The 14130-nt window shown below is 49.3% G+C and carries 7 protein-coding genes; 2 read left to right on the top strand and 5 right to left on the bottom strand.

What is annotated here, in order from left to right; all coding sequences use genetic code 11:
* Positions 1-47: 47 nt before the first annotated feature.
* Together HUX74_RS08495 and HUX74_RS08490 are read right to left on the bottom strand one after the other, a co-directional pair.
* On the bottom strand, positions 48-1607 hold the full coding sequence (locus tag HUX74_RS08495) for an arylsulfatase (protein WP_174646494.1): 1560 nt from the start codon (positions 1605-1607) through the stop codon (positions 48-50).
* Positions 1608-1736: 129 nt separating this feature from the next.
* On the bottom strand, positions 1737-5810 hold the full coding sequence (locus HUX74_RS08490; RefSeq protein ID WP_174646493.1) for a hybrid sensor histidine kinase/response regulator transcription factor: 4074 nt from the start codon (positions 5808-5810) through the stop codon (positions 1737-1739).
* Between the two features lie 189 nt (positions 5811-5999).
* On the opposite strand from HUX74_RS08490, the gene HUX74_RS08485 reads away from it, so the two are divergent.
* Positions 6000-7082, top strand: coding sequence for a phosphotransferase enzyme family protein (locus tag HUX74_RS08485; RefSeq protein WP_174646492.1), 1083 nt, complete (start codon positions 6000-6002; stop codon positions 7080-7082).
* Positions 7073-7807, top strand: a complete 735-nt coding sequence (locus tag HUX74_RS08480; protein ID WP_117599835.1) for a carbohydrate-binding family 9-like protein — start codon at positions 7073-7075, stop codon at positions 7805-7807. The genes HUX74_RS08485 and HUX74_RS08480 overlap by 10 nt, the downstream gene beginning before the upstream one ends.
* A 562-nt stretch (positions 7808-8369) precedes the next feature.
* On the opposite strand, the gene lpxA is transcribed toward HUX74_RS08480, so the two are convergent.
* From lpxA to HUX74_RS08465, 3 genes are all read right to left on the bottom strand, one after another.
* The gene (gene lpxA / locus HUX74_RS08475) at positions 8370-9137 is read right to left on the bottom strand and encodes an acyl-ACP--UDP-N-acetylglucosamine O-acyltransferase (protein ID WP_117599834.1); all 768 of its coding nucleotides are present in this window, start codon (positions 9135-9137) and stop codon (positions 8370-8372) included.
* Between the two features lie 99 nt (positions 9138-9236).
* Positions 9237-10622: a TolC family protein gene (locus HUX74_RS08470; protein ID WP_117599833.1), complete on the bottom strand. Its 1386-nt coding sequence runs from the start codon at positions 10620-10622 to the stop codon at positions 9237-9239.
* Between the two features lie 19 nt (positions 10623-10641).
* Positions 10642-14061, bottom strand: a complete 3420-nt coding sequence (locus tag HUX74_RS08465) for an efflux RND transporter permease subunit (protein ID WP_174646491.1) — start codon at positions 14059-14061, stop codon at positions 10642-10644.
* Between the last annotated feature and the right edge of the window lie 69 nt (positions 14062-14130).

Here is a 14130-nt window from a genome sequence, read left to right as displayed (position 1 = left end):
AAGTACGAATTCGTACAAAACTTGCGAGCAACCACACTCTTGTACTTTTATCTCCTTTCGCTTTGATTCTTTGCTTCCTTCACCTCTTTCAGTAGGATGGAGAGGGCTTTTACCTTGTCCGGATGAGCTTCTGCCACATTGTCTTTTTCGGACGGATCGATGGAAAGATTGTACAGTTGAGGCTGTGGGGCGTTTCCCATTTCTGTTTTCGTCCAGTACTCCAGTGCCGGTTTGTTGCTGGGCTCTATGTATTTCCAGTCTCCCTGGATAATGGAGAGTGTATTGTCCAGATTCTGTTGTACAATATAGTCACATCCGGCAGTATCGGTTCCCAGGAAGTTGTTGAGCTGGTCGCGGCTGTCGGGAGCGATGCCTGCTTCCAGCGGATGGTTCAGCAGGGCGGCGAATGAAGCGTATACATCAATCATGGAGAAGAGGGCTTGTTGTTTGCCGGGCTTGATGCCATTGGGCCAGCGTACAATGAAGGGAATGCGGGTACCGGCATCGAAAGCGCTGTACTTCCCACCGCGGTAGTGCTTCATGGGAGTATGGCCATTCAGCAGTTCGTGTGCCTGGTCCTGATAGCCGTCGTCTATGACGGGACCGTTGTCACTGCAGAATACAAAAATAGTGTTGTCGGCAATGCCGAGGCTGTCCAGGGTGTGCATGATTTCACCCACAGTCCAGTCCAGCTGGAGGATGACGTCGCCACGTACGCCCAAACCGCTCTTGCCGGCGAAACGTGGATGTGGCACGCGGGGAACATGTACATCTTGCGTACCCATATAAAGGAAGAAAGGTTCGTCTTTATGGGCTGTGATGAAGTTCTTGGCCTTGTCTGTAATCACGTCGGCAATGTCTTCGTCTGTCCAAAGGGCGGATTTACCGCCGGTCATCCAGCCGATGCGGGGGATGCCGTTGATGATGGTGTTATTGTGCCCTTGGCTGGGTTTCATCTTGACGAGTTCGGGGTTTTCGAGACCGGTGGGCCAGTCACCGACCTTGTGGTCGTAGCTCACTGTGATAGGGTCGTTGGGGTCGAGGCCCACTACATGTCCGTTCTCTACAAAGACGCAGGGAACGCGGTCGACGGTAGCGGGGATGATGTATTCATAGTCAAAGCCGATGTCTTGGGTGTTCGGTTTGATGGAGTGGTTGAAGTCTGTACCGCCTTTAGGACCCAGGCCGAGGTGCCACTTGCCCACTGCTGCAGTGGCGTAGCCTTCTTCCTTGAACATATCAGCCATAGTGACGCAGGCGGTATCGATGATGAGTTCGGAATTGCCCGGAGCAATGCCGGTATTCTTCTGTCGCCAGGGATACATGCCTGTCAGCAGGCCGAAGCGGGAAGGGGTGCTGGTGGAAGAAGTGGCATAAGCGTTGGTAAACTGCATGCCTTGTCCGGCAAGGCGGTCGATGTTGGGAGTGCTTACTTTGGTGGCACCGTAGCAGCTCAGGTCGCCGATACCCAGGTCATCAGCAATCAGATATACTACATTGGGCTTCTGCGGCGAGTGCTCCGAAGTCTTGTCTTTAGGTTGGCTTCCGCATCCCGCTATCAGGGCTGCACCGGGAATCAGAGACCACAAGGGGGAAAAATGCTTCATAGTTCTTTGACTTTAGATTGTAATTCTGAGGTCAAAGGTAAGAGGTTTTGTGGAATCGGGTGTATGAGGAAGTACAAGGGAAGGGAGAAAAAGTACAAACCGTATCATGCGATGGCTTGATGTACAATATTAAGATGTCTCTTCACTGTCTTCCGTACTTTCCTCTCCTCCATTCTCTCCTTTGCGGTAGGCCAGCGGGCTGACATGGTAAATGTCCTTGAAGCATTTGGAGAAATAGCGTGAAGAACTGAAACCTATCCGGTCCGCAATTTCAGTGATATTCAGTTCCGGATTGTTGCGTAGCATCAGAGCGCCTTTCTTCAGGCGGATGGTCAGGATAAAGTCATTCGGAGTCTGTCCGGTGATAGCCTTCAGCTTGGTGAACAGATTGGTGCGTGCCATTGCCATTTCACGGGCAAAGACGTTGACGTTGAACTCCGTATCGTCCAGATGTTGCTCGATGACTGTCATGGCGCGGTCCAGAATCTCTTTGTCTATGGGGTTGGTGGCAAGCATCTGTACAAAGGCTTGCGGTTGCTTGCTGAATTTCTCCTGCAGAAGGATGCGCGAGTTTACGAGGTTGTTGCAACGAGAAATCAATAGATTGGTGTTGAATGGCTTGGTGATATAGTCGTCCGCACCGATGCGCAGTCCCTCGATATTCTGTTCGATGGCAGTACGTGCCGTGAGCAGTACCACGGGAATGTGGCAGGTGTTGAAGTCACTCTTTATCTGTTTGCACAGTTCCGTTCCCGATATGTTGGGCATCACTACATCACTGACTACGATATTGGGCATTTCGCTACGCACCAGTGTAAGTCCTTCCGCTCCGTCGGCCGCAGTCAGTACTTCGTAGAACGGCTTGAAGATACCTGCCAGCATGTCGCGGATGGAGTCGTTGTCTTCCACTATCAGGATTTTTGCATCCGGGAGCCGTTTGATGGGAGCATTCTCTTCCAGCTCTGCCTTGAGCAAGGCATCGTTTTCCGGTTTGGGAATTTCTATTTGTTGCACACTGTCTGCATTCTTATTTATTTGCTCTTCGTCAAACTGTGCGTTCCCCAATTGCAGGTTTACGATGAAGCTGCTGCCTTTGCCCAGTTCGCTTTCCACACGGATGGTGCCGTGATGGAGCTCCACGATACCCTTTGTCAATGCCAGGCCGATACCCGTACCCGTCTTGCTTGCATCCGTAGAGTCCATTGGGTCTATCTGGTAGAAGCGGTCGAATATCTTGTCCACTTCCCGGGCATCTATGCCGCTGCCGGTATCGGTCACACGGATGACGGCATTGCTGCCTTCGGTCTTGATGCTGAGGGTGATGCTATCTTCCGCCTTGGTATGCTTGACGGCGTTGGACAGCAGGTTGTTTATCACTTTCTGCATCTGTTTTTGGTCATACCACACTTCGAGGCTGTCTGTTTCCTTTTCGAAGTAGAGGCTGATTTGTTTGGTGCTGGCATATTCCAGGAAAAGCAGATAGTTTTCGTATAGGAAGTTCACGATGTTGTGTGGGCTTACCTTTATCTTCATGTGCCCTTGTTCCTGCTTGCGGAAGTCGAGCAGCTCGGTGATGAGTTCCCGTAGCTGTATGCTGTTCTTGTAGATGCCCAACACCTTGTTATATATGGCAGGCGTGAAGTTCTGGAGTTGCATCAGCGTTTCCACTTGTGCCACGATGAGCGTCAGCGGGGTGCGGAATTCATGGGAAATGTTGGTGAAGAAACGTAGCTTTGACTGGTTCAAGGCCTCTACGTCACGGATGTGCTTCTGTTCGTACTTCAGTGATTCACGCAACTTGATTCTCGACTTGTAGGTACGCACCAGATACCAGAGCAGGATTCCCGTCACTATCAGGTAGATAAGATAGGCAAGGGGAGTCTTGTAGTAGGGAGGCAACACGTGTATGGTCAGGTGGACTTGCGGACAAAGGCTCTCGTCTTTTCCGTTGGGCTTTATAATCAAGTTATAGGTTCCTGCGTTTAGGTTGGTATAAGTGATGTTGTGTAGTCCACGAGTGCTGTTCCAATCGTTGGAGAAGCCTTCCAGTTTATAGATGATGTCGTCTTTGTTGGCGGCTACATAGTTTGAAGTGGCGAACTCTATGCTGAACATGGACTGGTCAGCGTTGAGCGTAATCTCGGGGGTGCAGTACAAGGCTTGCTGCAGGATACCGGTCTCATCTCCCACTTGTATTTCCGTTCCGTTCACAATGAGGCGGGAGAGGATGATTTTGTAGGGGTTCGGCGTGAAGTTCAACTCCATTTCATGGAAGGAAATCATTCCCTGCGTGCCTCCCAGGAATATTTCTCCGTCACGGGTCACGCAAAGGGCATTCTCATTGACGGCAGTCATTGGGAAACCGTTTTCGGCACTGTAGTTCAGGAATACCTTCTGCCGGTAGTCGAAGATGGAGAAGCCTTCGTTGGTGATGAGCAGCAGTTTGCCGCTGGTGGGGGATTCCTGCGTCTCGTAGATGCAGTCGCTGGAAAGACCGTTCTTCGCTTGGTCAAAGTTCTCGAAGTCGTTGCTGGCAGGGCGGTATAAGTCCAGTCCGCTGCCCGAAGTGGCGAACCACAGATTGCCTTTGCTGTCTTGGGTAATGTTGTTTACATTGTTGTTGCTGATGCTGTGTGGGTTGGCAGTATCATGGCGGTAGTTGGTCAGTTTGCCGGTATCGAAACGGTAGCTGAACACACCTTCGCCCGTGGCTGCAATCCAGAGCGTACCGTTGCTGTCGAAAGTGATGTCTGCCACCATCTTGATTCTTTTGCCTTCTTTGCTGTCCTGGAACAGTTGTTGGCATTTCCCGTTGGCAGGGTCGAAGAGGCAGATTCCGTTTTGGGTGGCCACTACCAGCTGGTGCTGATAAGGCACGATGTCGCGGATGATGTCGGAAGGCAGGGTTTCCGGATTGTCTGCTTCCATGCGGTAGTGTGTGAATCGGCCTGAGTGTATGTCCAGTCTGTTCAGTCCGCCCAGATGGGTTCCTATCCAGATGATGTCTTTGGAGGCATCATAATAGAGAGCCTTGATGTTGTTATGGGAAATGCTGTTGGGACTGCTTCCCGGGCGGAACCATTTGAATTCACGGGTACGGCGGTTGTAATAGTTCAGTCCGCCCCCTTCGGTGCCAATCCACAGATTGCCGTTCTTGTCTTCGATGGTGCGGCCTACAACCGGATTGCTCAGTCCTTTCTTTTCGATGGGCGAATACATATAGCGGCTGTATATCTCGTACTCGGGGTTGAAATAGTTGACGCCGCCAAAGTAGGTTCCTAGCCACAGCGTTCCTTGGTTGTCCTTTACGATGCACCAGATGGAAGAGTGTGTCAGTCCGTCGCTCTGGGCATCACTGGCAGTGTGGTTCTGGAAGAGTCCCGTACTTTTGTCATATCGGTTCAGACCGTTGAAGGTTCCAATCCAGATGTTTCCCAGATTGTCTTCACAGCAGGCTCGCACGAAGTTGGAAGAGATGCTGTAAGGGTTCTTTGCGTCGTATTCAAAGATTTCGATGGTTCCGTCGGTCTTTACATGGTGCAGCCCTTCTTTCCAGCTGCCAATCCATAACTCGCCTTCGCTGTCTTGGTATATGCTGGTGATGTTGCCTTTCAGGATGGGGTGGGTCAGCTCGTTCTTGTCCAGTTGCAGGCGGTATGCTCCGTTGGTGGTCGTTCCAATCCACATTTGTCCTTTGTCCAGATGCATACAGCAGATTTCCAGACTTTTTCCGGGAAGCTGGTAATAGAGGTCAAAGTTCCCAGTCTGCTCGTTATAGCGGTAGATTTCATTCTGTTTTCCGATGAAAAGGGCCTCTTTGTAATATATGCTGTGCACATTTCCTTGCAGCAGGGTGGTGAATCTTTGGGTGGCGAAATTGAACTCGGCTACTCCTTCCGTACAGAGCAGGTAGATTTTTCCGTTACGGTTGCCGGCCATGCGTAGCACGGTGTTGCAGAAAAGGCTGTAAGGGTTGTTCTTCTGCAGCTTGTAAGTTTGTATGTCTTCTCCGTCATAACGGTTCAAGCCTTCTCGGGTTCCAATCCATAAAACACCGTTTTCATCGATGTAAAGACTGTTCACGGAGAATTGTGACAGACCGTCGTCGGTCGTCAGATGGTTGAAGGTGATGTTCTGCGCCTGCAGAGTTGCAGCAATCATGCTTACTGAAACAAGAAGCAGCCGGATGATAAACGTTCGCACTTTTCGGGTAGTTTTTAAGGTTTCAGTTACAAATATAGGTATATTTTGTACAAGACTTCTTATTTATTAGGCGGTTTTTGCGGTTATGTTTGGATAAATGTATAATTTTGGAAGCGCGCCGAACGATACTTGCCTTTTGGTATAAGGCAATCAGCGTATCTTTGTAAACAAATTAATTCATTTATTATCATGAAAGACCTTTTATCTATTGTATCTCATTTTCAAATGCAGGGTACAGTTCGTGAAATCAAGCCTTTAGGCTCAGGCCTGATTAACGATACGTACAAAGTGACCACTGCTGAGGCCGGTGCGCCGGACTATGTTCTGCAACGTATCAATCATGCCATTTTTCAGAATGTAGAGATGTTACAGTCCAATATCGAGGCTGTGACCAGGCATATCCGTAAGAAACTGGAAGAGAAAAGAGAGGCCGATGTCGAGCGTAAAGTACTTCATTTCATCCCCACGGCCGAAGGGAAAACCTATTGGTATGACGGTGAGAACTACTGGCGTATCATGACTTTTATTCCTCGTGCCAAGACTTACGAGACGGTAAATCCGGAATATTCCTATTATGCGGGAGCTGCCTTCGGTAATTTCCAGGCTATGCTTGCCGACATTCCAGATACATTGGGCGAGACAATTCCCGATTTCCACAACATGGAGTTCCGCTTGAAGCAACTCCGTGACGCTGTGGCTGCCAATGCGGCGGGACGTGTGCAGGATGTGCAGTATTTTCTGGATGAGATAGAAAAACGTGCTGATGAAATGTGTAAGGCAGAACGCTTGTACCGTGAAGGCAAACTGCCCAAACGGGTATGCCACTGTGATACGAAAGTAAACAACATGATGTTCGACGAAGACGGTACGGTGCTTTGTGTCATCGACCTGGATACGGTGATGCCCAGCTTCATCTTCTCCGATTATGGCGATTTCCTTCGCTCAGGTGCCAACACGGGGTTGGAAGATGACAAGAATCTGGATAATGTGAACTTCAATATGGAAATATTCCAGGCATTTACCAAGGGTTATCTGGAATCGGGCAAATCCTTCTTGTTGCCGATAGAGATTGAGAATCTGCCTTATGCGGCTGCCTTGTTCCCATACATGCAGTGCGTACGCTTCCTGGCAGATTATATCAACGGTGATACTTATTATAAAATCCAGTATCCGGAGCACAATCTTGTTCGTACCAAGGCTCAGTTCAAACTGTTGCAGAGCGTGGAGGAACATACACCGGAGATGAAAAAGTTCATTGACTCATGTATCTGAAAAAGTATCTGATGACGATAGCAGCAGCTCTTTGCATGCTGCCGTTGTCTGCAATTAATCCCCAAAATAGTAAAATGAAAGAATTGAATGTAAAGAAAGTAAGTGTGGCCAATATACCGGTAGAGTCGGTTCCGGCTCTTCTGGATGAAGAGAAAGTGGCGTTTCAGCCCGTAAATACAGTGAATTGGGCTGCTTTTCCTTATGCTCCCAGTGTGGAGTTCCGCATAGCGCATACGGAAGATGCCATTCTGCTGCATTTCAAGGTAAGGGAAGCGAGTGTACGCGCAGTGGCAGGACACGATAACGGTCCGGTCTGGGAAGATGCGTGTGTAGAGTTCTTCTCTGTGCCTGCCGGTGACGGAGTGTACTACAATATGGAGTGTAATTGTGCCGGAACGCTGCTTATCGGGGCAGGTGCCGGACGTGGAAACCGCCAGCATGCCCCGCAAGAGGTGCTCGATAAAGTACAGCGTTGGGCTTCTTTGGGACGTGAGGCTTTCGACGAAAGAGTAGGTGAGTGTGCCTGGGAAGTGGCTCTGGTCATCCCTTATTCCGCTTTCTTCCTGCATGACATCACTTCGTTGGATGGAAAGACGCTCCGTGCCAATTTTTATAAATGCGGCGATAAGCTCCAGACTCCCCATTTCCTTTCATGGAATCCGATAGGTCTGGAGAAGCCGAACTTCCATTGTCCGGAGTTTTTCGGCACCCTGCATTTCGAGTAGTAGTAGAACAAAAAGTTACTCAACCTGCCCTCACCACTATCACTGTTTTCCTGAAACTCCCTATTCGTCGCCCTTCCAGGGGTGAGTGAGGGCAAATAAAAAGGGTGAGGGCAAATTTTACCCTCACCCTTCCGGGCGTACCCGGTTGCTTCCTGCTTCTTTCCCCGTCTTTTATAGGACAAGACAAACCATTGTCTACAGAAACAGTATAATAAATACCCTTTATATACTTAATCCGTTAGTTCACAACACTGAACACTTTGTTCCAGCATAGAGAACACTTTGTTTCAGTATAGAAAAACACTTTGTTTTCATATAATGGAACGAACTGTTTTGTTAAGGGAAACAAAGTGTTCTCTATAAGGAAACAAAATGTTTAGTTAAAGGAAACAGTTTGTTTTACTTAGCATACTGCTTGGAATGAGTGTGCATTAAAAAAGGATAAAGACTATGCAGGAACTATTGTAGAGGTATATAGAAAATGGCACGAACTACGCAGACTTGCAGAAAAGAATCTGTCCATCCATGATTGTCTGCGTGATTCGTGCCCGAAGAAGGGTGTTTACTTCACGATTCCTTTGGAATTCTTGATGAAGTTGATGATATTGTGTATCTCGTCACTCATCGGTACTTGGTCTTCAATCTTCTGCAAGGCATCCTGCACGCTGAAGTTTCCCTGGTATACCAGACGGTAGGCATTTACGATATGGCGCAATACACGTTCACTCACCTGGTGTTTGTGTTGAAGCACAGCAGCGTTGATACCGTGGTATTCCGCCGGATTACCGTTCATGATGATATAGGGCGGCACATCCTTTGATATGCGGCAGCCAGCTTGAATCAGTACCCAACTTCCAATGTGGCAGTATTGGTGCAGAATGACGTTGCTGCTCAGAATGGTGCAGTCGTCTATCTGACATTCTCCGGCTACGGTAGTCTTGATACCCAGTACACAATGGTTGCCTATCTGCACGTCGTGGCAGAGGTGTACACCATCCATCAGGTAGTTTTCATTGCCGATGCGGGTAGCGCTTTCTGCATGGGTGGCACGGCTGACAACCACGTTCTCGCGGATGTCGTTATTATCACCGATAATCAGCATGCTGTTCTCTCCCGTATAATGGAAGTCTTGCGGTTCGGCACCCAGAACGGCATTGTGATGTACCTTGTTCCCTTTTCCCATGCGGGTACCGTGCAGAATTTTTGCACCCGACATAATAATACAGTCATCACCGATTTCCACGTTCCCTTCGATAAATGCAAAGGGCTGGATGGTTACATTCTTGCCGATTTTTGCGGCAGAATCTACATAAGCTAACGGACTTATCATAGTAATTAGCGATTAATGATTAATGATTAGTGATAAATGGTCAGTGATTAGGATTTACTATTTCATTAATCGCTAATCACTAATCACTTATCGCTCATTTTATTCTCTTCCTCCTCCAAGCGCTTGATACAGGCTGATGACTGCCTGCATGCTGCTGAAGGTGTCGGATACTTCTGCAAGCTGTGCGCTGAGGTAAGACTGCTCGGCAGACAAGACTTCCAGATAGGTCGACGTGCCTAAGTTAAACAATTCTTTTGTATCTGAGGCAGCTTGGCGGGCAGAATTTACTTGAATAGTGCGTGAAACGGCTTTGTTCTTCTCCATTTGATACAGGTGCAGGGCGTTGCTCACTTCATTTCCGGCATTCAGCAGGGCGGTTTGGAACTGAATCTTAGCCTGCTCCTCTTGTGCCTTGGCTTGTTTCAGACGGGCAATGTTGGCACCGCGATAGAACAAGGGTTGCGTCAGCGAACCGATGGCAGAAGCCAGCAGTTTGCCCGGGTTGACGATACCTGCACCGGAGTTATTGGTCCAGCCTCCCGAACCGCTCAATGTAATCTGCGGGTAGAAGGCGGCACGGGCGCTATTGGTGTTATAGTAGTTGGCAGCCAGTGACATCTCGGCAGCTTTCACGTCCGGACGGTTGGATAGCAACTGCAAGGGGATACCTACTGAAAATTCCGTAGGAAGCTGTTGATCTTCCAGTACACCGCGTGCGATGCTCTGTGCCGGTTGGTGCAACATCAGGCAGAGAGCGTTTTCGGTTTCGCGTATGCTCTGGCGTATGTCGGGCAGTGATGCCATGACTTGAGCGTAGGCGGTGCGGCTCTGCTCTACGGCAGCAGAAGTGGTTCCGTAGATGCCTGCATCTTTCATGGCTTGCACGGTCTCCAAGTTCTTTTTCAGAATCTCGACGGTGCCTTCGGTGATTTGCAGTTGGCGGTCCAGCATCAGCAGGGTGTAGTACATGTTGGCTACACCGGCGATGACTTGCGTCTGAACGGCTTGTTCGTAGAATTGCGTCTGCTTCAAGCTAACCTTTGCTTGTCGCTTCGGGTTCAGCAATTGACCGAAGAGGTCGATTTGCCAGCTTGCGGTAACGGGCAGGGAGTAGATTTGTGTAGCCTTTCCCTTGTCCCAGCTGCTGACGGTTCCTTGCGGAGACAAGGCAAGCGTCGGAGCATAGGCAAGACGGGCAGACATCAGTGCGGCTTGTGCTTGTTTCACGTTCAAGGCGGCACTGCGCAGGTCACCGTTGTTGGTGAGTGCTTGCTCGATAAGTGTCTGCAGCTGCGGGTCTGTGAACACTTCTCTCCAAGGCAGATTACCGAAGTTGGCTGTATCTGCGGCTAATGTATCGTTCACGGACGCCGTGTCGCGATACAGTCCGGCAGTTGTTATGTCTTCGGGTCTGTCGTATGATTTGTAGATGTGGCAACTGCTCAATAAAGCAGTTGCGCACATCAGGCATATTATTTTCTTCATAATCGCTAATCGTTAATCACTATTTTGTATATTGTTCAATCTCAGGTTCTGCATCCGAGTTGTCCACATCTTCCCATTCCATCGGTTTGAATTTCTCCTGCAAGTACTGGAATGCCACGAACAGTGCGGGCACTATGAAGATTTGCAGAATCATACCGATTAACATACCGCCGATGGCAGACGTACCCAGCGTACGGTTACCGTTGGCACCCGCACCGGAAGCAAACATCAGCGGAAGCAGGCCGACAATCATTGCCAATGACGTCATCAAGATAGGACGCAGACGGGCTGCAGCACCCAATACGGCTGCCCAGGTGATACTCATACCCATTCTGCGGCGTTCAAGGGCAAACTCTACAATCAAGATGGCATTCTTGGCCAACAGACCCATCAACATGATGAGGGCAATCTGCATATAGATGTCATTGGACATCGTGCCCAGAATCATCTTCAGTGCCGGGATACTGCCCAATGTACCTATACCGCTTACAAAAAGGAAGCTACCCAGCAGACCGAACGGCACGGACAGCAATACGGATAAAGGTAGGATGTAACTTTCGTACTGGGCACTCAGCAACAGATAAACGAATACGAAGCACAATATGAAGATGAGTCCCGTAGTGCTTCCACTCGTTTCGGCCTCTTCACGCGCCATACCTCCCAGCTCGTAACCGAAACCGGCAGGCAGGTTTTCCTGCGCCACTTCGGCAATGGCTTGCAGAGCTTGACCGGAAGTGTAGCCTGATGCGGGAGCCACCATCACTTTCATGGAGGTGTAAAGGTTGAAACGGCTGATGACGTCAGGACCATATACTTTCTTGATGGAGATGAATTGCGTGATAGGTGCCATTTCGTTGCCGTTGCGCACCTTGATGCTCTGTAGTGTTTCCATATTCTTGGTAGCGTCAGGTTCGGCTTGTACCATTACGCGGTACATCTTACCGAAGCTATTGAAGTTGGAAGCATACAAACCACCGTAATATCCCTGCAAGGTAGTCAAGATGTCATTGGGGCTGCTGCCTGCTTTCTTACAAGCGGCAGCATCAATGTCCAGCTGGTATTGCGGGAAGTGGGGGTTGAAGGATGTCTTGGCAGAGTTGATTTCAGGGCGTGCTTCCAGGGCTGCGGTATAGTTGTTCACCACGTCGAAGAAGTGGTTCAAATCACCACCCGTCTTGTCCTGCATGTTCAACTCGATGTCACTTGAAGCCGAGTAACCCGGAATCATAGGTGGAGCGAAGAACAATACCTGCGCTTCCTTGATAATCTTCTGGGCACGCATGTATAATGTGGCATAGACAATGGTAGAGTTCTGCATGGTGGAGCGTTCTTCCCAGTTCTTCAGCTTGATGATGATAGAACCATAGGAAGGACCTTGTCCACCCAGAAAACTATAACCGGAAATGACGGTACGCGATTCTACTGCAGGGTCGGCAGCAACCAGACTGTCTACGCGATTCAGAACCTCTTGAGCACGTTCTTGTGAAGTGCCGGGAGGCAAAGTAACGGCACCCATAATGGTACCGGTATCTTCGTTGGGCACCATACCGGTAGGAGTAATCTGCATGAAAACACCCAGCAATACGATGGAACCGATAACCAATCCTGCCGATAGCCATCGTTTTTGGATGAAGAACAGCACTTGTTTCTTATACTTGCCCAAGATACCGTTGTATGAGTCATTGAAGGAGTGTTTGAACTTGTCGGTAGTCATGCCTGCCAACGCCAGCACACTGATGATAATCATCAAGCTGCACAGAATGGGGTGTTCGCTGAAGCTGAACAGACCGAAAATCATGCCCAGAATAGCTACCGTCACGAAGAGCAACGTGATACCTGGGCGCATCAACCGACCGAGAGAGTCGACATAACGAGCAAGCATAATCTTGCGCGCTTCCTTGGCGGCAACGCCTACACGCTCTTTCAGACTTTCGTGTCCTCCATTATGAGGTTTCAAGAAGATAGCACACAGAGCAGGACTCAGGGTCAAGGCGTTCAAAGCCGAGAAACCGATAGCAATAGCCATAGTCAAACCGAACTGACGGTAGAAAGTACCTGCTGTACCTCCCATGAAGCTCACAGGGACGAATACGGACATCATGACCAGCGTAATGGAGACGATAGCGCCGCCCAACTCACTCATGGCGTCAATGGAAGCTGTACGGGCTGATTTGTAACCCTGGTCCAGCTTGGCATGGACGCCCTCGACGACGACGATGGCATCATCGACCACAATCGCAATGGCAAGTACCATGGCCGAAAGGGTCAGCAAGTTGATACTGAAACCGATCAGCTTCAATACGAAGAAGGTGGCAATCAATGCCACGGGAATGGCGATGGCGGGAATCAACGTAGAACGCATATCCTGCAGGAAGATATACACCACGATGAACACCAGGATAAAGGCTTCGATCAATGTCTTGATTACCTCATGGATAGAGGCGAAGAGGAAGTCGTTGGCACTCTGTGCAATGTTTATCTTCAAGCCGGCAGGCAGTTTGCTGGAATAGTCGTCCAGCAGGGCCTCGATATCCGAGATGGTTTGTGTGGCATTACTGCCTGCCATCTGGAAAATGATGCAACATACGGCTTTATGTCCGTTAACCATATTGTTGAATCCATATGACAGACGACCCAGTTCCACATTTGCTACATCCTTCAGACGGAGTATTTCACCGTTTTCCAAAGCTTTGATGACAATGTTCTCGAACTCTGTAGTCTGTTGCAGACGTCCTTTATAGCGCAGGGTATATTGGTAAGTTTGGTTACCGCGCTCACCCAACTGGCCGGGAGCCGCTTCGATGTTCTGTTCGCTCAAGGCGGCAACCACATCGTTGGGGATAAGTTTGTATTGGGCCATTACATCAGGTTTCAGCCAGATACGCATGGAGTAGTCCTGTCCCAATACCATGGCATCACCCACACCGTTGACACGTTTCACCTCAGGGATAAGGTTGATGTTGGCGTAGTTTTCCAGGAACTCGATGTTGTACTGGTCTTTTTCATCATAGATGGAGAATACCATCAACATGGAAGTCTGGCGTTTACGGGTGGTTACACCGATTTTGGTAACTTCGGCAGGCAGCAAGCCTTGTGCCATGGAAACGCGGTTCTGCACGTTCACCGCTGCCATATCGGGGTCGGTACCTTGCTTGAAGTAGATGGAGATGTCGCCCGAACCGCTGTTGGTGGCGCTCGAACTCATGTACATCATATTTTCCACACCGTTAATCTGGTCCTCCAACGGAGCGATAACGGAGTTCAGCACCGTTTGGGCATTGGCACCTTGGTAAGTTGCACTTACCGATACGGTAGGGGGGGCAATGTCCGGGTATTGGGTGATAGGCAAGGTCGCCAGACCAATAACTCCTAAGATTACTATCAGGATGGAAATTACCGTTGATAGTACCGGACGGTTAATAAATCTATCTAGTTTCATTTTATTTAGTGATTAGGGGTTAGTGATTAGTGATAAGCTCGTGTGATATAATGGCGCAGCCGCTTATCA

The sequence above is a fragment of the Bacteroides sp. Marseille-P8574 genome (assembly GCF_902825465.1).
Lineage (GTDB): Bacteria > Bacteroidota > Bacteroidia > Bacteroidales > Bacteroidaceae > Bacteroides > Bacteroides uniformis.
Note: the sequence above shows the minus strand (reverse complement) of the source record. Positions and strands in the feature narration are given on the sequence as shown.